Consider the following 25,474-nt stretch of genomic DNA (forward strand, 5'->3'; position numbering starts at 1 on the left):
CCCAAGGTACAGGTCAATCTATCCGGCGAAGCTGCGATACTAGACTCGCTGCACGATACCGCCACGCGGCGTTTTCCAACATCATTGCGAGCACACGAGAGGCAACCGCTCCACGCCTCGTCGGTGCCCACGCCTACAGACGGACGGAGAGAAACGATGGCCTGGAAGAATTTCGGCAGCTCCCTCGCAATCACACGGCGCCGCAGAGTCGTCGCGACCGCACTCTTATACGGGCTTTCACTGACCGTTCGCTTCACCTCCGCAGCGGGCGAAGAAGTCGAAGCTCCGGCACCGGCCGCTCAAGGCGCCAATCCCATGACCTCCATCATGATCAATGATGGCGCCCAAGTCCTCTACAAGAACTGGCCCCCAGGGTTCGCTCAGCCGATTGCCTCTTATCGTGGCTGGCCGCTGGGTCCGACAGGCTGCCGCCCGGCATGTGAATTCCCCATGCCGATGTCGTCAATGCCGAGCTGCCCCGGTCCGTAGCAGCCCGACGGTCTTCGTTTCACGTTTTCGCGTCGTCATCGATCGCAAGAAGCTTCACCGCCAATGACGAGCGGCGGCGGCGCGCGCGTACGTCCAGGAAAATCCAACCACAGGAGTAGATCACATGCGACTTGTCATCATCGGCGCCGGCTTTGCCGGCATGTACGCCGCACTTTCCGCAGCCCGCCTGCGCGACATCCAGGGCGTTTCGCCCGAGGACCTCGAGATCGCGCTGGTTTCACCTGAGCCGACGCTGGTGGTTCGCCCGCGGCTCTACGAATCGAAGCCGGAGACCCTGACGGCGCCTCTCCTGGAGGTCCTCAACGCGATCGATGTTGTCTACGTGCAGGGCAGCGCCGAAACGATCGACACCAAATCCCGCACCGTGCAAATCGTCACGGCGAAGGGCGCACGAAAAACGCTCCCCTACGATCGATTGGTCGTGGCTACCGGCAGCAGGCTGTTCCGTCCGAATGTCCCCGGCCTCGCCGAGCACGGATTCAGCGTCGATCAGCTCGAGGACGCGGTCGCCCTCGACCGGCACCTGCACGCTCTGGCCGATCGGCCGGCATCGAAGGCGCGCGACACGGTCGTCGTTGCCGGCGGGGGGTTCACCGGCATCGAGACGGCCACCGAGATGCCCACGCGGCTTCGTGCGATTCTTGGCAAGGATGCCAAGCCGCGCGTCATCATCGTCGATCGAAACAGTGCGATCGCCCCCGATATGGGCGCCGGTCCCCGCCCCGTCATCGAAGACGCACTGCGCAAGTGCGGGGTGGAGACCCGGCTCGGTGCCGGCGTCGCGTCGCTGGACAAATCCGGCGTCACGCTTTCCGACGGCGAACACATCGAGGCTGCGACCGTGATCTGGGCCGCCGGCATTCGCGCCGCGCCGTTGACCCAGCAGATCCCCGCCGAGCGCGACAATTTCGGCCGCCTGCTTGTCGACCGCGATTTGCGCGTGCCGTCCGTGGCTGGCGTCTTCGCCACCGGTGATGCCGCCAGGGCAGCATGCGACGAGATCGGCAACTACGCGCTGATGTCGTGCCAGCACGCCACGCGGATGGGCGCCTTTGCCGGCAACAATGCCGCCGCTGAGCTCCTGGGAGTCCCGACCAGGCCATATCACCAGAAGGCCTATGTCACCTGTCTCGACCTGGGCGAGGCCGGCGCCCTCTTCACGCGCGGCTGGGAACGCAAAGTCGAGATGGTCGGCGAGCAGGCAAAGAAGACCAAGCAGGAGATCAACACTGTCTGGATCTATCCGCCGCGGCCCGAGCGCGCCGCCGCGCTGGCGTCGGCCGATCCGGAGCGTGTGACCGACCTCTGAACACCACACCAGCATTGACCGCGCTTTCCACGCGGGAAGCGCGCCCCGCTCAGGATCGAGCGCCAAGATCGAACGCAGGAGTTTTCAAAGATGAATCAGACGATCCACAACACTCAGCAGGAGACAAACATGAGCCTAGATATTGCCGCACCCCCCGTTAGATCGAAGCTCGACGAATTGGTTCCGTCGCGCTACGCGCTGAAGGTCGGCGAGATTGACGTGCTGGTGGTCAGCGATGGGGTACTACCGCTGCCCACCAAAATGTTAGGACACAATGCCGACCCGGCCATCCGGGCGGCCTGGCTGAATGACATGTTCCTGCCGCCGGACGCTTTCGACTGGGCGCTGAACGCGGTCGTGGTGCGTAGCGGCGGCAAAACCATCCTCATCGACGCTGGACTAGGGTCCGACCCGGACTTGCATTTGCCGCGGGCCGGGCAGTTGATCAAGCGACTGGACGCCGCCGGTATCGATCTTGCGTCCGTGACCGACGTAGTGCTGACCCACATGCACATGGACCACGTTGGCGGGCTGCTCGTCGACGGGGTGAAGGACCGGCTGCGTCCGGACCTGCAGATCCACGTGGCGGCCGCCGAGGTCAAATTCTGGGAGTCGCCCGATTTCTCCCACACCGCCATGCCGCCGGGATTCCCGGACGCGCTTCGGTCGGCCGCCAAGCGGTTCACGAAAGAATACCACAACCAGTTGCGGCAGTTCGATGAGGAGCACGAAGTGGCGCCGGGCGTCGTCGTCCGTCGCACCGGCGGCCACACCCCCGGGCACAGCGTGGTCCGCCTGGCGTCCGGCGGCGACGCGCTGACGTTCGCCGGCGACGCCGTGTTTACGGTCGGGTTCGAGCAACCCGACTGGCACAACGGTTTCGAGCACGACCCCGAGGAGGCGGCGCGCGTTCGGGTCCGTCTTTTGCGGGAGCTGGCTAAGACCGGCGAGATGCTGGTGGCCACTCACCTGCCATTCCCGTCTGTCGGTCGGGTCGCGGTGGACGGCGACGCGTTTCGTTGGGTACCGGTCTTCTGGGACTACTGACCGCTTGTTGACTCAAATCCGAACTGGGGCGCGTGCTCATAACGTAAAGAGTGCACGCCCCAGCTCGCCTGCGGCCGACCAGATCACGGGGACGGCGATCTCCGTCCATGGCGGCTGGACCGCTCAGTAACTGCGAGTGAATGAGCATAGGTGTCATTGGTGGTACCCATTGCCGGAGGACGTCATGGCGCATCTCAACAAGAAAAAAGATGATCGGCGTGCTGCTGTGCCTTGGCGCCGTCGTGGTCGTGGCTGCCGGCTGGACCTATGCTCGTTCAAACGAGACGTTCACCGATAACGCTTACGTTCGCGGGGACGTGACCTCGCTCGCTCCCAAGGTTGCGGGCTACGTCACGGCCGTAGAGGTCGAGGACAACCAGACCGTCCGGGCGGGTGAGGTCCTGTTCCGGATCGACGATCGGGACTACCGCGCGCGGCTTGCGCAAGCAGTGGCCAATGTCGAAGCTGCCCAAGCTCGCCTCACCAACGTCGAAGCGGAGATCCGACTTCAGCATGCCTTGGTTCGGCAGGCCGAAGCCCAGCGACGCTCCACCGTGGCCGAGATGAACCTGGCCACGAAGGCCTCCGATCGCCGCCGCGAGCTTATCCGCACCAGCGCGGTCAGCCAGGCCCAGGTCGATGAAAGCGACGCTGCGCTGTCAAAAGCGGAGGCGAGCGTGTTGGCGGCATCGGCTACGGTGGAGGCCCAGCAGCAACGCATCGCCGTCCTTGCCGCTCAGCGCGAAGCCGCCGTTGCCGCGGTGGCGCAGGCACAGGCCGCACGCGACCTCGGCCAAATCGATCTCGACCACACTGTCGTACGTGCGCCGGTCGACGGCGTGATCGGCAACCGCCAAGTCCGCGTCGGCCGCCTTGTCGCGCCGGGCGCCTCTCTGCTCGATATCGTTCCGATCAAGGACCTGTGGGTCGTGGCGAATTTCAAGGAAACCCAAATCGAGCATATTCGGCCCGGTCAGCGCGTCCACATCACGATCGACGGCTATCCGAACCAGACGATCGAAGGTGTGGTTGACAGCTTCGCACCAGGCAGCGGGTCTGCCTTCAGCCTGCTCCCCACAGACAATGCGACAGGCAACTTCATTCGCGTCGTTCAACGCGTCCCGGTGAAGATCCGGTTTGCCGGCAATCCACTGGCCGGCCGCCTCGTGCCCGGTCTGTCCGCGCGTGTCGACATCGATCTGGGAAGCGGCTCATGACCACCGCCATCGCCACCACGCCGGGCCGCCCCAGACCTGCGACCGAAGCCCTTCTGCTCGTGGGCATTGTGCTTGCAACGTTGACGGAGGCGATAGCCAGCACCGTGCTGTCGCTCGGGCGCAACGATATCATCGGTGATATCCATGCAACTCCTGATGAATTCGCCTGGCTGGACATCGGGTACACCGCTCCGAAGCTGATCGGGTTCATGGTCGCCCCTTGGCTGATGAACCGTGTCAATCCGCGAGGCCTGATCGTCGGCTCAACGCTGGTCATGGGCACGGCATGCGGCATCGCCGCCATCACGGCTCGCTTGGACCTGCTAGTCGCGCTCCGCATCATACAGGGCATCTCCGGCGGCACCTTGCTTGTCGGGGGCCAGGCGATCATTTTTCTCGCCTATCCGCGATCCCGCCAACCGATTCTTCAGGCTCTGTTTGCAATGGGATCGGTCGTCGCCCCCGCAACCATCGCCCCCGCTCTCCAAGGGTGGTTGATCGACAGCCAATCCTGGACATGGATTTTCTTCAGCATTATTCCGGTGGCTCTGGCGGCTGCGGGGCTGCTGTTGATCGCGTACAGCCCGAGGCCCGTCACAAACGTGCGTCGTCCGTTTGACTGGATCGGCTTCTCACTGATAACAGCCACATTCTTCTGCTTCACCTATGTCTTCAGCCAAGGCAGCCGATGGCGCTGGTTCGAAGAACCTCACGTCGTATGGCTAACGGTGATCGGCGCAACCACTCTGCTGGCATTTCTCGGCCAACAAGTGATCGCCAAAGGCCAAGGCCTTCTCGACTTCACCTTGTTCAAATCGGACGATTTTTCCTTCGCCTTCATTGTCAGCTTTGTCGCCGGCGCCGCATTGTTCGGGAGCGCGTTCCTGATTCCGTCGTTTGCCGTGTCGGTTCTCGCGTTCAGACCTACCGACGCCGGCCGGCTTTTGTTGCCAAGCGGCGCGTTTTTCATCGGCACGCTCCTCATAGCCGCCTTCCTCATGCAGGTCCGCCGCGTTCCCCCGGTCGCCACGGTGCCCTTTGGCATCCTGATGATCATGGTCGCGATGTGGATGTTGTCCGGCTCGACCAGCGAAAGCGGAGCGAACGACATGATGGCTGCCATCCTGTTGCGCGGCTTGGGCCTTGGCTTCCTGTTTCTGTCGATCACCCTGATCGCCTTCGGCAACCTCAGCGACCGCAACCTCGCGTTTGGCATAGGCCTCTTCGATACGGGTCGCCAGCTTGGCGGTCTCATGGGAGTAGCCGGACTCCAGACATTGATCGACCATAACGTCACCGCCAATCTTGCGGTGCTCGGCGCCAGCATCACCGCAGGCGTTCCTGCGGTCGGCGAGCGGCTGACGACCACGACAGCGATGCTCGCTGCAAGAGGAATGGACGCGGTGGCCGCCAACCAGGCTGCCACGAGCCTGTTGGGCAGAGCCGTCACCGGTCAGTCCACCGTGATCGCCTTCAATACGGCGTTCAATGCAGTCGCCCTGCTTTTTGTGATCGCCGCGCCCGTCCTAGTCACGATCAAGATCGGTTTGGCTCGATCGGCGAAGATGCGCGCCGTGCGGTCACTCCGGACCGGGGAGCCGTAGCATGGCACATCCCGCACCGAAGTCCGCTCGACCGGACGCCGCTGAATCGAGATCCGACGCTCGTACCGCACAGTAGCGGACGAAGCAGCGTCATCTTGGCAAGATCCATGGAAGGAGATTGAACATGCTGAGTGAAAAGGTTGTCATCGTGACGGGCGGCAGCTCCGGCATCGGGCGGGCTGCGGCGCTGCGTTTTCGCCGGGCAAGGCGACAAGGTGCTCATCACCGGCCGCCGTACCGGCCTCATCGAAGAAACGGTTGCCGAGCATGCGAACATCACCGGCCTGGTCGCGGATGCCGCCTCCGCCGAGGATGCCAGGCGAACGATCACCATGGCGCTCGATACCTGGGGCCGAATTGATGCCCTGATCAACAACGCGGGCGCAGGTGCAATTCTTCCGCTGGCCGATACGACAGCCGATCGGATCATGGACATTTTCTCTGTCAACGTGCTCGGCCCAAGCCTGCTCGCCTCCGCTGCGCTCCCTCACCTGAAGGCGACGCGGGGCACGATCGTCAATATCTCAAGCACTCTTGGTCACAGGCCAGCGGCTGGACTGTCGCACTACGCAGCCAGCAAGGCAGCCTTGGAGCACTTGACCCGCTGCTGGGCGCTGGAGCTTGCGCCACTCGGCATACGCGTGAACGCTGTCGCGGCGGGGCCCACGGAATCCGGCGCGCTGACTGGCATGATGGGCCTGTCGCCGGAACAGGCTGCGGCCATCAAGGAACAGGAACGCGCGCGCATCCCGCTCGGGCGGCGCGGCGTTCCGGACGATGTCGCAGAATGGATCGTGCGGCTTGCCGGTCCCGCTTCGGAATGGATGACGGGCCAGGTGATCGCTGTCGATGGCGGCTTGGGATTGGCTTAGCTGTCGTTACCGCTGGCCAACCGCATCGCGGTTGAGCCAGCGCTTCCCGTTGCGCCGCACCTATGCCTCAGTCAAAGCTTGCGCAATATCCGCGATCAGATCGGAAGGATGCTCGATGCCAACGGACAGTCGGATCGTGGAGTCGAGAACGCCTATTCTTTGGCGGATGTCGGCCGGGACGCCCGAGTGGGTCATGGTTGCGGGATGGCTGGCAAGCGACTCCGTGCCACCCAGGCTCACCGCCAGTTTCAAGATTTGCAGCGCGTTCAGGAATTTGAACGCGGCTGCCTGCCCACCGACAATATCGAATGAAAACGTGGAGCCTGCGCCGCTGCATTGCCTCGCGAACAGACGGTCGGCCGGGGAATCCCCTGCATGGTGGGCGAGATAATGGACCCTCTCCACTTTGGGATGCTCACGCAGGTAATCCGCGACAAGGTGCGCGTTCCTGTCTGCCTTTTCCATCCGCAGGCTCAGGGTTTCGAGCGACCGGCTGATCATCCAGCAGGAATGCGGATCCAGTTGGGTGCCGATGGCGCCCCGTAAGGCCTTGACGTCCTTCATCATGGCTTTTGAGCCGAGCGCAGCACCGGCGATCAGGTCGGAATGGCCTCCGACATATTTGGTCAGCGAGTATAAGGAGAGATCAGCCCCGTGCTCGATCGGCCGCTGAAACAACGGCCCGAGCAGTGTGTTATCGCACGCGATGATCGGCGTATGATCCTGGACCTGGCCGATCAGCTCGGCGACACGGCGGATCATCGCGATGTCGACCAGGCCGTTGGTGGGATTTGCCGGGGTTTCGATGAAGATCATCGCTATTCGGCCCCTGCGCATGGCGTCCTCCGCCGCGTGCCTGACCGCGGCCTCATCGAGACCGTCGGCGAAGCCCACGGCGCCGATGGAGAGCTTCGCAAGGGTGTTTGCAAACAGCGTTTCCGTCCCGCCATACAGCGGCTGGGAATGCAGGATCACGTCGCCAGGCCGTGCGAATGCCAGGATCGTGGTCGCGATTGCCGCCATGCCCGAGGAAAACAGCGCGCAATTCTCCGTGCGCTCATAGACGGCGAGCCTGTCTTCCACGATCTCGCTGTTGGGATGATTGAACCGCGAGTAGACCAGGCCCGCGCCCATCCCCTCGGGCGGTTCGCGCCGGCCCGCCACGAAATCGAAGAAGTCCTTGCCATCTTCCGCCGTCTTGAAGACGAATGTCGAGGTCAGGAAGACCGGGGGTTTGACGGCTCCCTCCGACAATTGCGGATCGTAGCCGTAGTTCAGCATCAGCGTTTCCGGGTGCAGGGTGTGGTTGCCGATGCGGGTCTTGGACGGTTTCACCATGGCCTGCCTCGCTCCTTTTGAGGGAACATCTTACCCGGCGCCTGTCTACGGCGGTATGAAGTCTCCGATAGTTATAACGCGAGAATGGCCAGATCGAGCCCGTCGGCGCGAGCATAATTCGGCGGGTGGCGCAATCGGCAAGACCACCCGCCGCCCCGTCCTGATCGTCAGGACTCAGCGAGCCGTGAATCCGCCATCAATCGGAAGCGCAACGCCGGTCACGAACGAAGCTTCATCCGATGCCAGCCAAAGAGCCGCATGCGCGACTTCCTCCGCTTTGCAGAGCCGTCCCATCGGGACGGATGCGAGCAGGCGCGCCTGATTGGCGGCAGCCTCGGCAGGGTCACCCGAACGCCCGGTGAATCCGGTCTTCATGGGCGTATCTGCAAGCCCGGGGCAAACGACGTTGACGCGCACATTGTCCGCGGCAAAGCGTTGCGCCAACGATTTGGTCAGCCCGACCACGGCGAATTTTGCCGCCGAATAGACCGGACTGAACATCGAGCCGACCAGACCCGAGACGGATGCCGTGAAGATCAGCGATCCCCCGCCCCGCTTGCGCATGTGTCCGATCACTTCACCTGCCGCCAATGTGGCGGACGTGACATTGAGCGCCATCGCGGCCTCATAGGCCGCCAGATCGAGGTTCTCCACGCCGGCCGGCCCGGGAATTCCAGCATGAGCCCACATCACGTCGATGCCACCGAGCAACGCCGCCGCATCGTTCACCGACCGCCGCACCTCTTCCGGCCGCGACAGATCCGCCTGAACCGTTTCGATCGAGCGGCCATTGGCGCGCATATCCGCCGAGAGCTGTGCCAGGGCATCGCCGTTGATATCGACGGCGACGACCTTGGCCCCTTCCCTCAGGAAGACCTCGACACCGGCACGTCCCATTCCGGATGCAGCGGCCGTTACCACCGCGAGCTTGTTCGCCAAACGCATGATCGTCTTCTCTTCTTGGATTTAACGAGAGGTGCTGTGCTTGATTTCAGTTGGCATAGGCGTTCGGAAAACGCCCGGTCGTGCCGACCACCGTGGTGCGCGTTTCGAGATAGGAGTCGAGAGCTTCGATACCGTTCTCCCGCCCCCAACCGCTGCCCTTGAAGCCGCCATAGGGCGTGGACCAGCGAATGAAACGATAGGTGTTCACCCACACCATGCCGGCTCGAATCCGGCTGGAAACGCGATGGCCGCGTCCGATGTCCTGGGTCCAGAGGCCAGCCGTCAGTCCGTACGCCGTGTCGTTGGCGATTGCGATCGCCTGCTCTTCATCGTCGAACGGGATCAGTGCGGCCACGGGACCAAAAATCTCCTCACGGGCGATCCGCATCTCGTTGGAGACGTTGGCAAAGACCGTTGGCTGGACGAAGTAGCCGTCTCCGTGTACGCCGCCGCTCAGCCGGCGTCCGCCGGTCACCAGTTCAGCGCCGTCGGCGCGTCCTATGTCGATATAGGACAGCGTCTTGGCGAGTTGCTCCTCGTGCGCCTGGGGGCCCATATGCGTGGCTTCATCCAGCGGAGGACCGACCCGCACCTGGGCCGCGCGGCGCGCAAATTCGGCGACGACCTGATCGTAGATCGGCCTCTGGACCAGGACCCGCGAGCCGAGCGCACAGCTCTGTCCGCACAGCGTCCATGCTGAATTGGTCGCCGCGTTCAGTGCCTGTTCGAGATCGGCGTCGGCGAAAATGATATGGGGCGACTTGCCTCCAAGCTCGAAGGTAAAGCGCTTCATCGTGTCGGCACCGGCGCGCAGGATGACCTTCGCCGTTGCCCCCTCCCCGGTGAAGGCGATCTTGTCAACGCCCGGATGAGTGACGAGCCGTTCGCCGGCGCCGTCCTTCCCGTACCCCGGAACGATGTTGACCACCCCGGGCGGAAACCCGGCTTCGTCAAACAATTTTCCGAGTTCAAGCGAGGTGACCGGTGTCTGCTCTGCCGGCTTCAACACCACGGTGCAACCGGCCGCCAGTGCCGGACCGAGCTTCCAAGCTGCAGCCATCAGCGGCACGTTCCATGGCGTGATCGCGCCAACCACGCCGACCGGCACGCGCGTGGTGAATGCATGCACGCTGTCGTCAAATGGAATGGTGCGGCCGGAATGCTTGTCCGCCAGTGATGCCCACCAGTGATAACCATTCGCGTGGCCGCCAATATCGGCACGGGACTCCCGCAGCGCGCGGCCGGAATCCGTCGTTTCCAGAACGGCAAGATCGGCGGCGCGCTGTGCATAGAGGTCGGCGAACTTGCGCAGCAGCGCCGCGCGCTCGTGCCCGGGCATGCGCCCCCACGGACCGTTCAGCGCTTCCCGCGCCGCCGCGACGGCACGGTCGATATCACGAGGGCCGCCAAAGGCGACGCGGGCCCAGGGGCGTCCGGTGGAAGGATCGATGCTTTCGAGAAAACCACCGTCTTCAGGCGCCACCCACGAGCCGCCGATATAGAGGTGATCGTAGCGGGTGAGACGATCGGATTTCAGCACGGGAATGGTCCTCCACAGGTCAACGCAAAATCTGCTTTGAATTGTCGGTTTGCTCGCGTTCGAGCGAGCCAGAAACTCACTTCACGAGCGGGCAACCGCCGTCCTTGAGCGGCCGGAATGCCGCTTCGGCCGGGATGGTCGAAATGATCTTGTAGTAGTCGTAGGGCTTCTTCGATTCGCCGGGCGCCTTGACCTGAACCAGCATCATGTCGTGAAGAACGCGGCCGTCCTCACGCAGCGACGTCTTGCCGAACAGAGGATCGTCAAACGTGCCGAGCTCGCGCATCGCCTTTACAACAGCGGCGCCATCACGCGGCGATCCGACCTTTGCGACGGCAGTCAGATAGGCCATTGTTGCGGAATACGCGCCAGCCTGGTTCATTGACGGAAAGCGCCCGTTGTTCCGGGCGGCGAAGCGCTCGCCAAAGCTCCGCGTCTTGTCGTTCAGGTCCCAATAGAACGCGGTCGTCAGTTGGAGGCCTTGCGCGGTCTTCAAGCCGAGCGAGTGAATGTCGGAGATGAACAGCAGCATGCCCGCGAGCTTCTGTCCGCCCTGAATGATGCCGAATTCCGACGCCTGCTTGATGGCCTTGATCGTATCGCCACCGGCATTGGCCAGCGCAATGATCTCGGCACGCGATGCCTGCGCCTGAAGCAGGAAGGACGCAAAGTCATTCGAATCGGTCGGGTGCTTGACGCCGCCAACAACCTTGCCGCCATTCGCATTCACGACGGCACTCGCATCGCGCTCCAGCGAATGCCCGAGGGCAAAGTCGGCCGTGACGAAGAACCAGGTCTTGCCACCGGCCTTGGTGATGGCATCGGCGGTACCGTGCGACAGCGCCCAGGTATCATACGTCCAGTGCACCGAATTCGGCGTACAGGCCTTGCCGGTCAGATCCGACGTGCCCGATGCGGTGAACAGCGCGACTTTGTTCAACTCCTGAACGAGGGGTGCGATGGCCAGCGAGATCGCACTCGTCGGCAGATCAACGACTGCATCGACATTCTCGGTGTCAAACCACTTGCGGGCGATGCCCCGCGCCACGTCCGGCTTGTTCAGCGCATCAGCGGTGACAACCTCGATCTTGAACTTGTCCGACCCCGGCAGCTTGTTGAAATCCTCGACCGCCATCCTGGTCGCTTCGGCGGCTCCCATGCCCCCGATGTCCGAGAAGATTCCGGACATGTCGGCAAGCACGCCGAGCTTGACACTGGTCTGCGCCAAAGCAGCGGATGCGGTCACCATGCAAACCGACGCCACCGCTGATGAGAGCAAATTCCTGAATGCAGCCATGAAAGGTCCTCCCCCGTGGGCTTTCGCTGATGGTGGCAGCCCCAGCCCTCAGCAAAATTCTTGATTGTGAATTTACAAGACACGTATATGAATTTCGAGTCAAGGCGTTTCGATCCGACCTTTGAGCCAAAGTCCACAGGAGACGCTGGTTCAAATTCCGGAGGAGCTTCGGGCTGAGCGGATGGTGCTATGACCGTGGCAGTCGCCAATCAGCGGCTGAGTGAGCGGGAGTTGTTGTTCGACTTGACGGGGCAACAAACCTTCGCGGGGAAGATTGCGGGTTTCGTATGTTGGTCAGGCAGGCAGCTAACGTTCTAGAACTGCTGGAGTACTTTGCGCGTCGCAAACGACCGGCGACGCTGGCTGAAATCTCGGACGATCTGGGCTGGCCGCGCTCCAGCACCTTCAATCTCGTCGGCACGATCGTCGAAAAGGGATGGCTCTACGAGACGCGGGCGCGAAGCGGCTACTATCCAAGTCCGCGCTGGCTGACGCTGGCGCGCGCCGTTGCGGACGCCGCCCCGCTTCCGGAGGTCGCCTACGCACTCGTGGCGGAAATTGCCAAGGAAACCGGAGAGACCACGGCGATCGCCGCCTTGGCGGGCACCTCTGCGATCTTCCTGCATGTCGAGGAATCCGCACATTCGGTCCGCTACTTCGCTCAAGTCGGCGACCGGGTGCCCGTGTATGCAAGTTCGGTGGGAAGAGCCATCCTGGCGCAGCATTCTCCCGAAGAACGGCGGGCAATCTATCGCAAGATCAAGTTCGAGCAGTTCTCCGAAACCACCCCCATGAGTGCCGACGCCGTGGAGGCTGAACTCGAGATCGCGGCCAAGCGCGGCTATCACCAGAGTTCGTCGGAGTACATTCCCGATCTGGCAGGCGTCGCGCTTTCTCTTCCGCTCAGTTCACGGCAGCTCTCGATCGTCGTTGCCGGACCGACGTCTCGGTGCCTGGAGCGAAGACCACTGACTGCGGCAACGATGCAGAGCGCATTGCGCCGCTTTGCGTCGGAGTTGGAATGCAATTGAGTATTAGGGCCAGGGCTCAAGTCCGGGAGCGCTGTTCCGGCCCTGCCTTCGTCAGCTATCCGACCCCGTTGCTCGCGGCTCGATCGAGGCGTTCGTCAGGAGGTGCGATTTCGGTGACGAGGTCCCGAAGCAACGCCTTCTTGGGCAAGGGCGAGAGAGCGGTGACTCCCTCTTTAAGGCGGACGGTACATGCATAGTCCACTTTGCCGTCGATCAGCATCATGCATTCCTTGCAGGCATTGGCATTGATGCAGGAAAAACGGAAAGCCAGCGAGGGGTCCTGATCGCGGCGGACCAGACGCAGGCCATCCAGCACCGACTGGCCCGGCTCGAACTCGATCTCGAAGCTTTCCACGCGAGATACCTCCTCCGGCCCACCGCGCTGAATGGCAAGTACGGCCTTCATGCGGCAACCCTCTTCCCGAAAGCCTTGATGTTCAGCTTGGCACCCGCAAGTTCCACGACCTGGTGGATACCCCATCCGTCGTCGAGGCCAGGATAATCCTCGCGCTGATGAGCGCCCCGGCTTTCCGTTCTGGCGAGTGCCGGTAACGCGACGGCCTGCGCGACCAGCAACATGTTTCGTAGATCGAGCCAATCGACCAGCACCGGATCGACACCACCTGGCGACGATGCGATCGGATCGCTGCCGAGATCGTTCTTGATCTCGGCAAGGCTTTCGATGGCAGACCGAAGCTTGTCACCGGTACGGAACGGCCCGACCTTGTCGGACATCACGGACTGCACCGACGCACTGACCGCGGCCGTGTTCGGTGCGTCGCGGCGGGTCGCACTGCGCAGAAGATCCATCGTCGGTCCGACGGCATCCGGCGACCACACCACGGATTGTTTCGATGCGTGCAAGGCCGCGTAATGACCGGCCCGCGCTCCGAATACAAAGGTTTCGGTAATCGCATTTCCGGACAACCGGTTGGCGCCGTTGGCTCCTCCGATCGCCTCGCCGCACGCAAAAAGACCTGCGACCCTTGTCTCGAGGGTTTCATCGACGCGGATTCCGCCCATATGATAGTGCGCGATCGGCGCCACCTCGACCGGCTGGCGTGCAAGATCGATCCCGTTCGCCGCGAGCCGATCGACGACGGGCCCGAAGGCACGACGGATCTCGTCCGGCGCCACGTGCTGAAAACTGAGATAGGCGCCTCCCGCCGGACTGCCCCTGCCCGCCTCAACCTCCTTTGAGATCGCATAGGTGGCGAGGTCGCGCGTCAGCACATAGCGGCCGTCGCTGCGGACATCGCGCGTTGCATAGCTCTCTTCGAACTCGCGCATCTCCGAGTTCAGCAGCTTGCCGCCGAGCTTGTAACGGAAAGGGTCCCACATGATCGGGTCCATGCCGACAAGCCGGGGAGCGAGATGGCCGATGGGAAAGAACTGGACAAACTCCATATCGATCAGTTCCGCGCCTGCGCGCAGGGCGAGCGCATAGCCGTCACCGCCCATGTTGGAAGAGGCGCTGTTGCGGCGATAAAGCCGCGTCAATCCTCCCGTCGCGATGATAACGGCTTTCGCCGCGATCGTAACAATGCGCCCCGTGGAGGTATGCAGCGCCGTCGCGCCGCAGACTGCACCATCATGGACGGCAATGTCGACAATCAGCAGATCGCCGATCCGGCGGATGCCGCTGGCCTCGTTCAGGCGCGTCCGCAAGGTTCGGGATACTGCAGGTCCCGTCGACAGAAAGTCCACATATACACAGCGGGGCCTGTCATGACCCGGCGCTTGAACCTGTTTGATATGGCCATCCTCACGCGCCCATCCGACCTTCCAGGCATCCATTTCACGAATGCGGCGAGGGCCGTCCTCACACAGGATCGCAGCAAGCCGTTCATCGCAAAGGCCGCGTCCGGCGGCAATGGTGTCAGCCAAATGACGTTCCCAGTGATCCGGCGTCTGCTCGCCGAGCGCGGCCGCCACGGTCATCTGCGCCATGACGGTCGCGCCGCCGCGACCGATCAGGCTGCGGTCCGCCAATATCACATCGGAGCCCGCACGGGCGGCCTCGAGCGCGGCATACATCCCCGCGCCTCCCGCTCCGACGACGAGGACGTCGGTCTTAAGATGCGTTGTCGCGGATTCCGCCAACGTAGCCTCCTTAACCCAAGGACAGCAAACGCGACAGGCTCGCCGCCGCATCGGCCCTTGATAAGGTGGAATTCGCGGAAATGGCAATGCGATTCGCATGGACTTCGTGCCGAACTTCTAGTCGCGCCCTGCACGTCGATACGGCAGCACGGCTCCATTCGACATGACGCGCGTACGTTGTGAGCGAACCTTCAACGCCGGGAAAGAACTGTTGCTGCAAGGTACGCATGCAAGGCGTTGAGATCATCGCCTTCGCCGGCCTCGATCTCCACAAGGCGCTGGTGGCCGAGACGATGGATGCCAAGGCGAAGCCCTGCTTCACGATGATCTTCGCCCGCGCGCGAGGATCGCAAGGATGATCTGCAGATCAAGAAATTCATTGCGATTTATCGGTCGCAGCTCGATCGCTCATATCGGTATGGCGATAGTCGGTTCGGACAACCACAATTCCGGCCTTCTCGATTTCGAAATGGTCGCCCGCTGCCTTCGAACCTTGGCACCTTCCGACCAGCGAACCGCATCGCCCAGCCCTTGGCCGTGTCGCTCGCCTGCTGAATTTGGCGGACGATTGGCTTCTTTCGCCGCGTCAGGATCGGGCCGATGCGTTGCTTGAACGCGAGCTCTGTAACGCGCCGCGTCAAACAAATTCAGCAAAATCAAATAATTGGCTGGTGGGGGAGGCAGGACTCGAACCTGCGAAGCCATGAGGCGGCTGATTTACAGTCAGCTCCCTTTGCCACTCGGGACACTCCCCCGTCCTAACAGCGTCGGACGCCACCCGCCCGAGGTGGCGGCGGACAGGTCAATCGGTGACGCTGATGACCGCGGGACCCGTCGGGGTGCGCGGCCGGCGCGTTTATGGGCGAAGGGCGGTGGCAAAGTCAACCAAGGGAAGCCGTTATTCGGCATCCTTTTGCCGGCGAAATTGCCATTGTCCGGAACCCGTGACACAAGGCCTGTGATGAGCGATCGTGACCGCAAGCCCTCGTTCCGCCGTGGCGGGGCTAAACCATTTGAAAAAGGACGAAAATCGGCCGGGCGGCCGGCCTGGCGCAGCCGCGATTCGGACGCGGACGGCCCGGTGATTCTCTACGGCTGGCATACGGTTTCGCTGGCGCTGGCCAATCCGGAGCGCCGGATCCGCAAGCTGTTCGTAACCGAGAATGCGGCCCGACGGCTTGCCGACGAAGGGATCGACACGCGGGTGACCCCGGAGGTCGTCCGCCCCAGCACGATCGACCAGCGCCTGGGGCCGGATGCGGTGCATCAGGGACTGCTGGCGGAGGCCGATCCCCTGCCCTCGCCGGATATCGATACGCTGGAGCCCGAGGGCATCGTGCTGGTGCTCGACCAGATCACCGATCCGCACAATGTCGGCGCCATCCTGCGCTCGGCCGCCGCCTTTGCGGTGAAGGCGATCGTCACCACCGCCCGCCACAGCCCCGAGGCGACCGGGGTGCTCGCGAAATCGGCCTCCGGCGCGCTGGAGCTGGTGCCGCTGGTGACCGTGCAGAACCTCGCCCGCGCGCTGACCGCGCTGAACGAACGCGGCTTCCTGACCGTCGGCCTCGACAGCCAGGGCAGCGAGGATCTCGGCCAGGTCGCGCTACGGCAGCCGCTCGCACTGGTGCTCGGGGCCGAGGGCAAGGGACTAAGACAACTGACGCGGGAGACCTGCAGCGTGGTGGCGCGGCTCGACATGCCCGGCGAGATCAAGAGCCTCAACGTCTCGAACGCCGCGGTGCTCGCGCTCTACATCGGCGCAAGCCGGCTAGGTTTGATGGGCAAATGAAAGCGCCCGCTCGCGCAATGCGAACGGGCGCCGATCCCGGGAAGCTCCGGTCAGGTCAGTAGTAGCGGCGCAGCACGCGCTGGCCGTGGTAATATTGCGAGTGGCCGTAGCGATACTGCGAACGATAGTAGCGCGGGCGCCATGGACGATAGTACGAGACCCCGCCCTCGCGATAAGTCGGGACCGGCGCCCAGTTGCCCGGACCGGTATAGGTCGGACCCTGATTGACGTAATAGTACTGTTGCTCCGGATCCGGGAGCCGCTGGGTGACCCAGCCGTAGCCAGGGCCACAGCCGCCGCAGCCGGAGGTGTAGTTGTAGCTCCAGACCGGTGCAGAATAGACCGGCGCGGCGTAGATCGGCGCCGCGCAGGGACTGGCATAATAGCCATAAGAGCCACACGGCGAGCATGAGCCGTACCCGCACGCCATTGCGGGTGCTGCGGCCATGACCGCGACAGCCGCGATCATTCCCGAAATTATTTGACGCATTACTCTCTCCTGTTGGTGTGTTCTTGTTGGCTCATCTCTTTGTTTGAGCATGATCTTTTTCGGAAAACCGGTTTCCACTTTTCCGGATCATGCTCTAGCGCGGAATTCTCGGCGGCCGGCGGTGATGGTCGCGCGGGAACTGGTCATACTGCGGCGCATAGATGATGGGCGGCGGATCGACGGGCGGGTCGGATTGCGCCGGCAGCGGCATCGACTGCGCGGACCAAGATTGGTGATAGCTTTCGGCGGGCTTGGGCAGACGCCGATTTGAGGGTGGCTCGATCTCCAGGCGCCCATAGCCCGGCATGTGGCCGAGGCTCGGATAGTAGTGGCCGACATTGGGCTCGGGATCGATGTAGCGGCCGCCATAGATGGTCGGCTGCACATGGACGTTCTTGCCGAGGCCCCACTCGCCTTCGATCACGGCATAGGAGGCATCGATGCCGTTGATGATGATCGGCACGCCCCGGCGATAGGGAACGACGATATCGAAGCCGCCGCCGGAGCCACCGCCGGCGAAGGCCGTCGACGTCACCGCCAGAAGGATCCCCGCTGTAATGCCAACGCGCATCGGTTGCTTTCCTGTCTCTTGCAGCAACCTAATCGAATGCGCGCGGTCAAAGGTTAAGGCGGCCGACCAAACTGCCGGTAAGCCTAACGCGTGAGCATGCCGGCTCGCTCAATTGCGACCGATCGCGATCAGGATTTGTTAACGCCGTAAGTGCGGGCCCTTACGCCAGCAGCGTCTCGACGATGGTGTTGACGCCGATCGCGATTGTCGCAAGCCCGACCGCGCCCTGCAGGCCGCGATTGGCCCAGGTGAGCCAGCGCGCGGACGCCGCGATCGGCACCGCAATCACGGTGGACAGCGCGCCCATGCCCACCATCGAGCCGATCCCGAACAGGGCGACGTAGCCCAATCCGACGACCGGGCTCGAGGCTTGCGACACCGCTAGCACCAGCAGCGCCGCGGAGCCGGCCATGCCGTGCATCAGGCCGACCAGCAGCGTGCGCCAGCGAAAGCCGTGCGCGTGGACATGCGTGGCGGAACGATGCGGCGTCGTCTCGCCGGCATGGCTGTGGGCATGGAAATGCACCGTGCCGTCGCTGTGGCCATGGCGGTGGAAATGGACCCGGTCGCGCCACAGACGCCACAGCACATGGGTGCCGAGCCCGATCAGCATGATGCCGACGGCGGCCTCGATCGGCTGGACCACCGTCTCGGGGATCGCGTGTCCGAGCAGGATGGCAACGCCCGCAAAGCAGAACAGCGTGAGCGTATGGCCGAGTCCCCAGGTCAGCCCATGCCTGAGGATGTCGCCGACATGGGCCCGGCGCGCAGCGATGCTGGAAACGGCGGCGATGTGGTCGGGCTCGAGCGCGTGCTGCATGCCCAGCAGAAAACCAAGTCCCAGAATTCCAAACATGCGCCCCGTCCGCTCGAGGCCCCCATTTGACACGAAGTCGCGGCCGTTGTCAGGCCACTCCTTCAACAAAGGCGGCGCGTCAACGTCCGCGAGTACCAGCTCTCCTATGCGCCTGATGCGATCACCTGGGTTTGAAATCGCGTGAACAGGATCGTTGGAACAGGCCGCCTGCACGGCCGCTTGGTTTCCGTTGCGATCTCAACGAGAGGAGCTCACATGAGACAACTCGCTATCGCCGGCGCCGCCGCGCTGCTTGCTTCCGCCCTGGCCGCTCCCGCCGGGGCGCAACAGGTGATCTACAATCCCGGCTATTGCGCGCAGTTCTATCCGAACGCCAATTGCCAGAACAAAGGACCGGGAAATCCCTATACGGGTGACTACCAGCAGCGTCGCGCCGCCGCCTATGGGTACAACAATAGCTGGAACAACAGCTACGCCCGCTGGGACGACGGCCGCGGCTTCTGGCCGGGCAACGTCGCGGCCGGAGTTGTCGGCGGCGCCGTCGGCACGGCAGCCGCGGTCGCAACCGCGCCGTTTGCCGGCTTCGACAACGGCTACCGGGGCGGTTACTACACCCAGAGCTATGCCGAGCGTAACGGCATGGTCTGCACGCCCGGCAGCTGGTTCCGCGGCGAGGATGGCCGCCGCCACCCCTGCCAGTAACGCAATCGACGAGTTGGGGAAAAGGCGGCCGATCGACCGCCTTTTCCTTGCGCGGTCTCGCCTGGCTCCCCTCAGGTTCTGGCCCTGAGCCCACAAGTCTGATATGCGAGCGGCCGAAATCGCCGGCTTAGCTCAGCGGTAGAGCAGCAGTTTTGTAAACTGAAGGTCGGGGGTTCAATCCCCTCAGCCGGCACCACCCGCCCATCAAAGCGCCGTGTTTTGCGCTCAGATCGTTTCAAGTCATTTCTGCTATCGGAGGCGGACTGCGCACGTATTTCAGCCCAACAGGATTTTGAGAATGACTTATTTCATCTACGCCCGCGACGGCACCGGGCAGATCATCCTGAAGCGCGAGAGCGAGGATGCAGCGCTGAAGAAGGCGCACGAACTCAAGGAGATGGGCTGGTGCGACGTCGAGGTCCGCCAGGACAAGAAGCCCGCCGCTGCGTAGCTTTTTTGTTTTGACGCGTTTTCTTGACGCGAACCGGTATCCACTTCGCTCGAAAACGCTTTAGTGAACCTTTGCGGACTGTGCTGGACATACGTTCGAGGTGCGACATGTCCGACACACAACACTACCGGTTTCAATCCGAGCAGGCGAAGCGGTTGGCCCATCAGGTCACTGATGCAGAGGTTCGCGAAAAACTGCTCGAAATGGCCGATGAATATGGCCGCTACGCCGACCTGATCGAAGCAAAGGCGGCAGAACGGATCACCGAAGCGGCGACTACAGGCTGAATGGCTGTGCTCGCCCGCCGCTCTGGCGGCGTCGGCGTGGACCGGGTACACCATCCGCACAATGGTGCATCACGAAACGCCGTACCGGCCCGATATCGACGGCCTGAGGGCAATCTCTATCCTGCTGGTCGTCGGTTATCACGCGCAGCCTTGGCTGGTGCCGGGCGGCTTCATCGGCGTTGACGTCTTCTTCGTCATCTCTGGCTTCCTGATTACGCGGATCATCCTGACGCGGGTCGATGTCGGCACCTTCTCGTTCGCCGATTTCTACGCGCGGCGCATTCGCCGCATCTTTCCAGCGCTCGTCATCGTGCTCACCGCGACCTATCTGGTCGGATGGTTCGCGCTGCTGCCCGATCAATTCGTCCTGCTCGGCGAGAACATTGCCGCGGGCGTCGCCTTTGCGGCCAATCTGTTCCAGCTCAGGCAGACCGGATATTTCGCGCCTGCCGCGGCGGACAATCCGCTGCTGCATCTCTGGTCACTGGGCGTCGAAGAGCAGTTCTATATCTTCTGGCCGCCGGCGATCCTTCTGCTCTCGATAGCCGGAAATCGCGGCCGATGGATCGCGGTCATCGCGCTGGTCTCGTTCGCTTTCAGCTTGAGTATCTTCTTCGGCCACGAGACCACAGCGTTCTACTCACCGCTCACACGCGCCTGGGAATTGCTCGCAGGCGGACTTCTGGCGCACCTGGCGCTCGCAAAGAAGAGCGATGGCTGGGACAAGCCGATCGGCGACTATCTTGCCCCGTTGGGCCTTGCCGCGATCCTTGGCCCGGCACTGCTCTTGGATCGCACCAGCGCATTCCCGGGCCTCTATGCCCCGCTGCCGGTGTTCGGCGCGGTACTGCTGATCGCCACGCCAAATTCGGCGGTGAACAAGATGCTGCTGTCGAACCGTCCAATGGTATGGATCGGACTGATCAGCTACCCGCTTTATCTCTGGCATTGGCCGGTCCTGTCCTATCTCGGCATTCTGCGCAACGGCGTGCCGAACGTCATGGAGATCTGGGCGGCGGTGGCCGTCTCCGTGATTCTTTCCTGGCTGACATTCCGCTTTGTCGAAATTCCGCTTCGCCACTACCACCGGGCGGTCAAGAGACTCGCGCTCGGTCTCGCGCTGGTGGGTATTGCCGGCGTCGTGACCATTGCCGCGGCCGGATTCGATTTTCGTTTTCCCGCGGAGGTGCAGGCGATCGCGCGGACGCAAGCCAAGGACAATGCGGGATTCAGCGACAAATGCTTCCTGGAAGCGCCGGGCGCTGAATTCAACGCCGGCTGCATCGAGCAAGGTACGCAGCCGCTCGTATTCTTGTGGGGCGATTCCACCGCTGCCGCGCTCTATCCGGGCCTCAAAGCGGCGGAGGCCGCGAGGGGGTCATTCCGGCTGGCTAGGTTCAACGCACCGGGCTGCGCGCCGATCCTGGATTCGGGCGCGAACGCACGCTGCGACGAAGTCCATCGCATCGCCTTCGGTTTTCTGCAGTCTGCGCATCCGGATGTCGTGCTGCTCCATGCCATGTGGGGCACGAACAACGATCTTGGCAAGCTGCATGAGACGATCGCGCGGCTGCGCGCCAGCAAGGTCTCGCGCATCGTCATCCTGGGTCCACTCCCCGTCTGGAAGCGAACGCTTCCTCATACGCTCGTCAATCACTACCGGTTTTCGCACGAGATCCCGGAGAGAATCGCGGTGGGCGTATCGGGCCTGGACAACGACCAGCGGATGGAGGCTTTCAGCAAGGCCGAAGGGATCGAGTACATCTCTGCCTGGCATACGCTGTGCAATGCTGCGGGCTGTCTGACGGGAATCGGGACCGACGCCAACCAGGTGCTGATCACTGATACCGTGCATCTCTCCGACGTCGGCTCGAAGTTTCTCATCAGCGCGATCGGCAAGGAGTTGCTGACGTTTCCTCCACGCCCGTAAGGGCCGCGCCGCGCCCCGTTATGGTTAACGACCTCTCCCGATTGACCCGGTGTTACCCATTTGTCACCTCGGTGGAAATTGGGACCGCCGTAACCTGCGATGCTTGATTCCGGAGACAAGCTCTGCTGGGGTTAATTGAGGCCGAGGTGTGCCATGAAATGGATGAAAGAGCGCGATCTCCTGATCGCCCAGACAATGGCGTTCGTGCAATCGGTGACAGGCAAGAAGCCCGAGGCCGAGTTGTTGTCGCCGGCCACTGAAACGACCGTGCGCGCGACGATGGCCACCACGGTGGTTAACGTCGAAGCCGTGCTGGCCGAGCCGCCGACACCGATCCCGGTCGCCGTCCAGCCCAAACCGCCTCAGCCAAAGCCGCTTCAGGTGGCGGGTCTGGACCTGCCCGGCGATTTCCAGTCCGAAATTCGTGCGCGGGTGGCAAGCTTCCGTGCCCACCAGGAGCGCTTCATACGGGAGCGCGAGGAATATTGCCGAGCGACGATGGCGAAGGTCCGCGCCACCCTCAGCGAGGGCATCGAGCCACCTCGCTCCACCGAATAGAATAGTCCCCAACGGCCCCGGTGGCGTCCTGGCGGTCAGAGCCAGGCCCATACGAGCAGCATATTGGCCACAGAGGCCACCAGCAGCGCCACCGTGAGCGCGACATGCACGCGTTCGCTGGATGTGTGCAGGACCGTTGTCATGGCGCGGACCATCAGGCGATTCTAGCGCCGGAGTCTCGGGGATTCTTTTTGGCGGGATTCACCACTTGTTAGGGACTCAAGGCGGGGTGGCCGCTGCCCTCAACCGGGCATGAAGCAAGAGGCGATCCCATATGCTGAAACCCGGGGGGCGGGGTTGGCGTTGACTGCATTTGCGGAGCCAAGAAGCAAGAATGCCCTACGCGCTGTTTTCCAAGGAAGCCAAGCTGAGCAAGGCCTATCCGACCGAGGCGGATGTCTGGAAGGTCGCCCGGAAGAGCGGCCTGGTTGTCGATGTGGCGACGGACGACGACAAGGCCACCCCGCGACCGGTCCTGGACAATGATTACGAGATCAGGCCCTGCCAGGCGGAGCCGAACGAGGACCCCGCCAAGAACAAGGCCGATGCCGAACGCGAAGCGCGGATCGAGCCGCAGCTCTCGCCGCCTGAGCCGCCCCAGAAAGCCCTACGGCGTCGCGCTCACCAGTGAGGCCTGCTCCGAGGCCAGCGTCACGCACACCTTGCGCCGGTGCAGTCCCCTGATCGCGCCGGTGACCTTGAGCACCTTGCCGACCCCGCAGGCCGGATCCTGGACAAAGGCGACTTCGTAGGGTGCAAGAACCAGCGGTTCGGATTTCAGCACGGCCTGGGCAAGGCATGGCGATATCGCCGCAGAGAAAATCAACCCTAACGCAAAAGCACGCATGTTCGTGTGTCCACCTGGCCCGGCGGCCAGCATAATAGACCATCAAGCGTGAAAGTTCCGTGCACTGCAAAAATTATTTTGCGCAGGCCCCTGTCGCTCGATAGCAGCGAAAGGGCCGGCGAAAGCCGGCCCTCGAAATCCGCAAATCAGTATTTGGAAGCGACCGGGCCGCCCCAGCCGAAGCGATAGTTCACGCCGACCTTGACCGTATGCTCGTCGTCCCGGAAGCGGGAGCCGACGATCTCGGGCGGGCCGGAGGTGAAGGTGGTGTGGCCGAAATTGTAATACTGATACTCGGCCTTGGCCGACCAGTTCGGCGCGAACATGTATTCGAGACCCGCGCCAACGGTGTAGCCGTCCTTGCGATTGCCGTCGGTCGTGAAAGGCTGCGGCACGCCGGCGAAGGAGACGCCGATATTGTTGCTGTCACGCCAGGCGTAACCACCCTTGGCGTAGAGCAGCGCCGGGCCCCAGGTGTAGCCGATCCGGCCGGTCACCGAGCCGAGCTGGTCGGTATTGCCCGTCACCACCGTTCCAGCCGGGAACACGACGCCGCTATTGCTGTTGCCGGTCAGCCAGGAGTATTGCGCCTCGGCGCCCACGACCCAGTTCGGCGCGAATTGATAGTCGAAACCGCCCTGCACGCCGCCCAGGAAGCGCGCGTCGCTGCCGAGCAGATTGCTGCCGTCAGTGAAGGCGCCGCCGATATGCCCGCCGATATAGAAACCGGTCCAATTGTAAACCAACGCAGGCGCCGTTTGGGGCGGCGGTGCCTTGGTATAGGGCCGTGCCGGCATGTCAGCCGCGAAAGCCGGGCCGGCGAATGCGGCCAGGGCGACTGCGCCAAGCAAAGTCTTCTTCATCTCAGTTCCCCGTTTACTCAGTTCCCCGTTTACTCACGTCGCGACATCAATCCAAACAACGTGACTTCAATTAGGTTGCTTTGGGGCACCGCCAGAGCATCACGTGTTCGTAACTGTGACAGCGCCGCAACGTCACCCGTCGGTTCCATTGCATGGAAGAATTTTCCCTCCGGTTAACCCGGAGGCCCGGCCACCAGAACGGATGTCGGATCTGACTAAGCCGAGGTTCAATCCTCGCCGAAAAGTGATCCGGTCACGGTAACCCTCCGGCCACCGAACCGCCGCTACCGCGACATCTTCTCCAACTCGGGAAATGGCGCGTAGGTCGCGCCGGCGCAAGGTTCGCCGGCATTTTCAATGACGCGGTCGAGCCGACCATCGACATATACGATCGCACGCTCCCGCGTCGGCCGGTAGGCGCCGTCCGAGTCGCGGGCGCTGAAGCGCAGGCAGGTGACGTAGCGCAGCCGCCCGCCGACCGTCCGCTGCACCGGCTCGGCCATGGCCGCGTCCCGCACGCCGGTGGGGTCGTTGAGATAGGTGTGCATGAACGCCACCGTCTCGGCGCGGTAATTCTTCGGATACGGCTGGTCGGACACGCCGCGGTCATCGGTGAAGCTGATCGGCCTGCTGTCATCGCTGCTCGACGCGCAGGCCGCGAGCGCGACCGGCAACAGCAGGATCGCCGTAAGTCTTGCTTTCGTCCCCAAGTTCCTTTCGCCCCAAAGTCGAATATTTGTCCCGGCGGTTTCTTAGACCGGCCGGCGGCGAAAGGGAATTCGGATCTCGGCCCCGCGGCTCAATGCACCAGCCCACGGCCATTGGGGATGCAATGGCCGTGGGTGGGCCTGATATCCGCCGGCGCGGTGGGGCAATGTGGATCAGAGCCGCGGCGGACGGACCAGTCGTGAAGACCGGATTCAGCCGCGCTTGGCGGGCCGCACGACGTGCTTGACCGCGACCTTCGGCGTCACATGCGTCTTGATCACACCGATGTGCTTGTGGTGGCGGTGATGGCGAACGTACCGATGGTGCTTGTGGTGGCGCACCATCTGGGCATTGGCATTCAGCACCTTCGACTTCGCCAGCTCGGACTTGATCACCGGCGCGTGGGTCGTCTTGCCATAGGTACCGGCAAACGCGGGTGCCGCCATCACGGACACCGCAAGCAGCGCCGCGGAAATGGTCTTGAGCATGGTTGTCTCCTCTTCCAGGGATCGTGGAGATCTCCGGTCGGATGGCCGGGGCTCGCCGATCATGCCCATGACCTTACGCAGGCGGCGCTGAACCCATCCTGAAACGCGCGGACGGAATTCGTTCATCTCCATGACATTCTGGTCATGTCCGTGACGA

Annotated in this window: 27 protein-coding genes and 2 tRNA genes; 15 read left to right on the top strand and 14 right to left on the bottom strand. The window is 63.0% G+C overall.

The annotated features are described in order from the left end of the window. Nucleotides 1-613 precede the first annotated feature (613 nt). The 5 genes from ACVJGD_RS11315 (at nt 614) to ACVJGD_RS11335 (ending at nt 6,559) form a co-directional block, all read left to right on the top strand. Nucleotides 614-1,819 (top strand): NAD(P)/FAD-dependent oxidoreductase, encoded by a 1,206-nt coding sequence (locus ACVJGD_RS11315; RefSeq protein WP_456634416.1) that lies wholly within the window; start codon nt 614-616, stop codon nt 1,817-1,819. 90 nt (nt 1,820-1,909) lie between these two features. After that, nucleotides 1,910-2,866, top strand: coding sequence for an MBL fold metallo-hydrolase (locus ACVJGD_RS11320; protein ID WP_456634417.1), 957 nt, complete (start codon nt 1,910-1,912; stop codon nt 2,864-2,866). A 140-nt stretch (nt 2,867-3,006) separates the two neighbouring features. Beyond that, the gene (locus ACVJGD_RS11325; protein ID WP_456634418.1) at nt 3,007-4,083 is read left to right on the top strand and encodes an HlyD family secretion protein; all 1,077 of its coding nucleotides are present in this window, start codon (nt 3,007-3,009) and stop codon (nt 4,081-4,083) included. Continuing rightward, a complete protein-coding gene (locus tag ACVJGD_RS11330) occupies nt 4,080-5,687 on the top strand; it encodes a DHA2 family efflux MFS transporter permease subunit (RefSeq protein ID WP_456634419.1) in 1,608 nt (535 codons plus the stop codon). The genes ACVJGD_RS11325 and ACVJGD_RS11330 overlap by 4 nt, the downstream gene beginning before the upstream one ends. 215 nt (nt 5,688-5,902) lie before the next feature. Continuing rightward, nucleotides 5,903-6,559, top strand: coding sequence for an SDR family NAD(P)-dependent oxidoreductase (locus tag ACVJGD_RS11335; protein ID WP_456634420.1), 657 nt, complete (start codon nt 5,903-5,905; stop codon nt 6,557-6,559). 60 nt (nt 6,560-6,619) lie between these two features. On the opposite strand, the gene ACVJGD_RS11340 is transcribed toward ACVJGD_RS11335, so the two are convergent. The 4 genes from ACVJGD_RS11340 to ACVJGD_RS11355 all read right to left on the bottom strand — a co-directional run bounded on the left by ACVJGD_RS11340 (nt 6,620) and on the right by ACVJGD_RS11355 (nt 11,679). After that, a complete protein-coding gene (locus ACVJGD_RS11340) occupies nt 6,620-7,897 on the bottom strand; it encodes a cystathionine gamma-synthase family protein (protein ID WP_456634421.1) in 1,278 nt (425 codons plus the stop codon). Between the two features lie 174 nt (nt 7,898-8,071). After that, the gene (locus ACVJGD_RS11345) at nt 8,072-8,842 is read right to left on the bottom strand and encodes an SDR family NAD(P)-dependent oxidoreductase (protein WP_456634422.1); all 771 of its coding nucleotides are present in this window, start codon (nt 8,840-8,842) and stop codon (nt 8,072-8,074) included. A 46-nt stretch (nt 8,843-8,888) separates the two neighbouring features. Beyond that, nucleotides 8,889-10,382 carry an aldehyde dehydrogenase gene (locus ACVJGD_RS11350; RefSeq protein ID WP_456634423.1) on the bottom strand — a complete coding sequence of 498 codons (1,494 nt, stop codon included), beginning with the start codon at nt 10,380-10,382 and terminating at the stop codon, nt 8,889-8,891. A 76-nt stretch (nt 10,383-10,458) separates the two neighbouring features. Continuing rightward, nucleotides 10,459-11,679 carry an ABC transporter substrate-binding protein gene (locus ACVJGD_RS11355; RefSeq protein ID WP_456634424.1) on the bottom strand — a complete coding sequence of 407 codons (1,221 nt, stop codon included), beginning with the start codon at nt 11,677-11,679 and terminating at the stop codon, nt 10,459-10,461. Nucleotides 11,680-11,966: 287 nt separating this feature from the next. Between ACVJGD_RS11355 and ACVJGD_RS11360 the strand changes: the two genes are divergently transcribed. Further along, entirely contained in the window at nt 11,967-12,710 is a 744-nt protein-coding gene (locus ACVJGD_RS11360; protein WP_456634425.1) for an IclR family transcriptional regulator, read from the top strand. A 55-nt stretch (nt 12,711-12,765) separates the two neighbouring features. On the opposite strand, the gene ACVJGD_RS11365 is transcribed toward ACVJGD_RS11360, so the two are convergent. Together ACVJGD_RS11365 and ACVJGD_RS11370 are read right to left on the bottom strand one after the other, a co-directional pair. Continuing rightward, on the bottom strand, nt 12,766-13,116 hold the full coding sequence (locus ACVJGD_RS11365) for a 2Fe-2S iron-sulfur cluster-binding protein (RefSeq protein ID WP_456634426.1): 351 nt from the start codon (nt 13,114-13,116) through the stop codon (nt 12,766-12,768). After that, the gene (locus ACVJGD_RS11370; RefSeq protein WP_456634427.1) at nt 13,113-14,813 is read right to left on the bottom strand and encodes an FAD-binding protein; all 1,701 of its coding nucleotides are present in this window, start codon (nt 14,811-14,813) and stop codon (nt 13,113-13,115) included. The genes ACVJGD_RS11365 and ACVJGD_RS11370 overlap by 4 nt, the downstream gene beginning before the upstream one ends. A 227-nt stretch (nt 14,814-15,040) precedes the next feature. Here ACVJGD_RS11370 and ACVJGD_RS11375 point away from each other — a divergent pair, with 227 nt between their 5' ends. Further along, entirely contained in the window at nt 15,041-15,172 is a 132-nt protein-coding gene (locus ACVJGD_RS11375) for a hypothetical protein (RefSeq protein ID WP_456634428.1), read from the top strand. Nucleotides 15,173-15,482: 310 nt separating this feature from the next. Here ACVJGD_RS11375 and ACVJGD_RS11380 read toward each other — a convergent pair. After that, nucleotides 15,483-15,568: transfer RNA gene (locus ACVJGD_RS11380), tRNA-Tyr, on the bottom strand. 206 nt (nt 15,569-15,774) lie between these two features. Between ACVJGD_RS11380 and rlmB the strand changes: the two genes are divergently transcribed. Then, nucleotides 15,775-16,605, top strand: a complete 831-nt coding sequence (gene rlmB / locus ACVJGD_RS11385) for a 23S rRNA (guanosine(2251)-2'-O)-methyltransferase RlmB (protein WP_456634429.1) — start codon at nt 15,775-15,777, stop codon at nt 16,603-16,605. 55 nt (nt 16,606-16,660) lie between these two features. On the opposite strand, the gene ACVJGD_RS11390 is transcribed toward rlmB, so the two are convergent. From ACVJGD_RS11390 to ACVJGD_RS11400, 3 genes are all read right to left on the bottom strand, one after another. Then, nucleotides 16,661-17,095 carry a hypothetical protein gene (locus ACVJGD_RS11390; protein WP_456634430.1) on the bottom strand — a complete coding sequence of 145 codons (435 nt, stop codon included), beginning with the start codon at nt 17,093-17,095 and terminating at the stop codon, nt 16,661-16,663. Between the two features lie 94 nt (nt 17,096-17,189). Further along, nucleotides 17,190-17,666 (bottom strand): hypothetical protein, encoded by a 477-nt coding sequence (locus tag ACVJGD_RS11395; protein ID WP_456634431.1) that lies wholly within the window; start codon nt 17,664-17,666, stop codon nt 17,190-17,192. Between the two features lie 160 nt (nt 17,667-17,826). Beyond that, nucleotides 17,827-18,522, bottom strand: a complete 696-nt coding sequence (locus tag ACVJGD_RS11400; RefSeq protein ID WP_456634432.1) for a HoxN/HupN/NixA family nickel/cobalt transporter — start codon at nt 18,520-18,522, stop codon at nt 17,827-17,829. A 216-nt stretch (nt 18,523-18,738) separates the two neighbouring features. Here ACVJGD_RS11400 and ACVJGD_RS11405 point away from each other — a divergent pair, with 216 nt between their 5' ends. The 7 genes from ACVJGD_RS11405 (at nt 18,739) to ACVJGD_RS11435 (ending at nt 23,042) form a co-directional block, all read left to right on the top strand. Then, a complete protein-coding gene (locus ACVJGD_RS11405; RefSeq protein ID WP_456634433.1) occupies nt 18,739-19,185 on the top strand; it encodes a hypothetical protein in 447 nt (148 codons plus the stop codon). Nucleotides 19,186-19,306: 121 nt separating this feature from the next. Then, a tRNA-Thr gene (locus ACVJGD_RS11410) sits at nt 19,307-19,381 on the top strand. A 102-nt stretch (nt 19,382-19,483) separates the two neighbouring features. After that, nucleotides 19,484-19,636, top strand: a complete 153-nt coding sequence (locus tag ACVJGD_RS11415; RefSeq protein WP_456634434.1) for a hypothetical protein — start codon at nt 19,484-19,486, stop codon at nt 19,634-19,636. 107 nt (nt 19,637-19,743) lie between these two features. After that, the gene (locus tag ACVJGD_RS11420; RefSeq protein ID WP_456634435.1) at nt 19,744-19,923 is read left to right on the top strand and encodes a hypothetical protein; all 180 of its coding nucleotides are present in this window, start codon (nt 19,744-19,746) and stop codon (nt 19,921-19,923) included. 61 nt (nt 19,924-19,984) lie between these two features. Beyond that, a complete protein-coding gene (locus ACVJGD_RS11425) occupies nt 19,985-21,853 on the top strand; it encodes an acyltransferase family protein (RefSeq protein ID WP_456634436.1) in 1,869 nt (622 codons plus the stop codon). 162 nt (nt 21,854-22,015) lie between these two features. After that, nucleotides 22,016-22,411, top strand: a complete 396-nt coding sequence (locus ACVJGD_RS11430; RefSeq protein WP_456634437.1) for a hypothetical protein — start codon at nt 22,016-22,018, stop codon at nt 22,409-22,411. A 334-nt stretch (nt 22,412-22,745) separates the two neighbouring features. Next, nucleotides 22,746-23,042, top strand: coding sequence for a hypothetical protein (locus ACVJGD_RS11435; protein ID WP_456634438.1), 297 nt, complete (start codon nt 22,746-22,748; stop codon nt 23,040-23,042). On the opposite strand, the gene ACVJGD_RS11440 is transcribed toward ACVJGD_RS11435, so the two are convergent. The 4 genes from ACVJGD_RS11440 to ACVJGD_RS11455 all read right to left on the bottom strand — a co-directional run bounded on the left by ACVJGD_RS11440 (nt 23,019) and on the right by ACVJGD_RS11455 (nt 25,317). Beyond that, the gene (locus ACVJGD_RS11440; RefSeq protein ID WP_456634439.1) at nt 23,019-23,258 is read right to left on the bottom strand and encodes a hypothetical protein; all 240 of its coding nucleotides are present in this window, start codon (nt 23,256-23,258) and stop codon (nt 23,019-23,021) included. The genes ACVJGD_RS11435 and ACVJGD_RS11440 overlap by 24 nt on opposite strands. 146 nt (nt 23,259-23,404) lie before the next feature. After that, the gene (locus ACVJGD_RS11445; protein ID WP_456634440.1) at nt 23,405-24,121 is read right to left on the bottom strand and encodes an outer membrane protein; all 717 of its coding nucleotides are present in this window, start codon (nt 24,119-24,121) and stop codon (nt 23,405-23,407) included. A gap of 284 nt (nt 24,122-24,405) precedes the next feature. Beyond that, complete coding sequence (locus tag ACVJGD_RS11450; protein ID WP_456634441.1) at nt 24,406-24,831, bottom strand: hypothetical protein; 426 nt, start codon at nt 24,829-24,831, stop codon at nt 24,406-24,408. 210 nt (nt 24,832-25,041) lie between these two features. Beyond that, nucleotides 25,042-25,317 carry a His-rich protein BRANT gene (locus ACVJGD_RS11455; protein ID WP_456634442.1) on the bottom strand — a complete coding sequence of 92 codons (276 nt, stop codon included), beginning with the start codon at nt 25,315-25,317 and terminating at the stop codon, nt 25,042-25,044. Nucleotides 25,318-25,474 lie beyond the last annotated feature (157 nt).

Source organism: Bradyrhizobium sp. USDA 10063, assembly GCF_054063735.1.

Coding starts and splice junctions, on each gene's coding strand:
- ACVJGD_RS11390 (WP_456634430.1), bottom strand. CDS start 17,095: ATGCGTCAAATAATTTCGGGAATGATCGCGGCTGTCGCGGTCATGGCC.
- ACVJGD_RS11405 (WP_456634433.1), top strand. CDS start 18,739: ATGAGACAACTCGCTATCGCCGGCGCCGCCGCGCTGCTTGCTTCCGCC.
- ACVJGD_RS11445 (WP_456634440.1), bottom strand. CDS start 24,121: ATGAAGAAGACTTTGCTTGGCGCAGTCGCCCTGGCCGCATTCGCCGGC.
- ACVJGD_RS11340 (WP_456634421.1), bottom strand. CDS start 7,897: ATGGTGAAACCGTCCAAGACCCGCATCGGCAACCACACCCTGCACCCG.
- ACVJGD_RS11395 (WP_456634431.1), bottom strand. CDS start 17,666: ATGCGCGTTGGCATTACAGCGGGGATCCTTCTGGCGGTGACGTCGACG.
- ACVJGD_RS11345 (WP_456634422.1), bottom strand. CDS start 8,842: ATGCGTTTGGCGAACAAGCTCGCGGTGGTAACGGCCGCTGCATCCGGA.
- ACVJGD_RS11355 (WP_456634424.1), bottom strand. CDS start 11,679: ATGGCTGCATTCAGGAATTTGCTCTCATCAGCGGTGGCGTCGGTTTGC.
- ACVJGD_RS11360 (WP_456634425.1), top strand. CDS start 11,967: ATGTTGGTCAGGCAGGCAGCTAACGTTCTAGAACTGCTGGAGTACTTT.
- ACVJGD_RS11330 (WP_456634419.1), top strand. CDS start 4,080: ATGACCACCGCCATCGCCACCACGCCGGGCCGCCCCAGACCTGCGACC.
- ACVJGD_RS11435 (WP_456634438.1), top strand. CDS start 22,746: ATGCCCTACGCGCTGTTTTCCAAGGAAGCCAAGCTGAGCAAGGCCTAT.
- ACVJGD_RS11425 (WP_456634436.1), top strand. CDS start 19,985: ATGGTGCATCACGAAACGCCGTACCGGCCCGATATCGACGGCCTGAGG.
- ACVJGD_RS11440 (WP_456634439.1), bottom strand. CDS start 23,258: ATGCGTGCTTTTGCGTTAGGGTTGATTTTCTCTGCGGCGATATCGCCA.
- ACVJGD_RS11420 (WP_456634435.1), top strand. CDS start 19,744: ATGTCCGACACACAACACTACCGGTTTCAATCCGAGCAGGCGAAGCGG.
- ACVJGD_RS11455 (WP_456634442.1), bottom strand. CDS start 25,317: ATGCTCAAGACCATTTCCGCGGCGCTGCTTGCGGTGTCCGTGATGGCG.
- ACVJGD_RS11320 (WP_456634417.1), top strand. CDS start 1,910: ATGAATCAGACGATCCACAACACTCAGCAGGAGACAAACATGAGCCTA.
- ACVJGD_RS11315 (WP_456634416.1), top strand. CDS start 614: ATGCGACTTGTCATCATCGGCGCCGGCTTTGCCGGCATGTACGCCGCA.
- ACVJGD_RS11430 (WP_456634437.1), top strand. CDS start 22,016: ATGAAAGAGCGCGATCTCCTGATCGCCCAGACAATGGCGTTCGTGCAA.
- ACVJGD_RS11325 (WP_456634418.1), top strand. CDS start 3,007: ATGAGCATAGGTGTCATTGGTGGTACCCATTGCCGGAGGACGTCATGG.
- ACVJGD_RS11415 (WP_456634434.1), top strand. CDS start 19,484: ATGACTTATTTCATCTACGCCCGCGACGGCACCGGGCAGATCATCCTG.
- ACVJGD_RS11375 (WP_456634428.1), top strand. CDS start 15,041: ATGCAAGGCGTTGAGATCATCGCCTTCGCCGGCCTCGATCTCCACAAG.
- rlmB (WP_456634429.1), top strand. CDS start 15,775: ATGAGCGATCGTGACCGCAAGCCCTCGTTCCGCCGTGGCGGGGCTAAA.
- ACVJGD_RS11400 (WP_456634432.1), bottom strand. CDS start 18,522: ATGTTTGGAATTCTGGGACTTGGTTTTCTGCTGGGCATGCAGCACGCG.
- ACVJGD_RS11365 (WP_456634426.1), bottom strand. CDS start 13,116: ATGAAGGCCGTACTTGCCATTCAGCGCGGTGGGCCGGAGGAGGTATCT.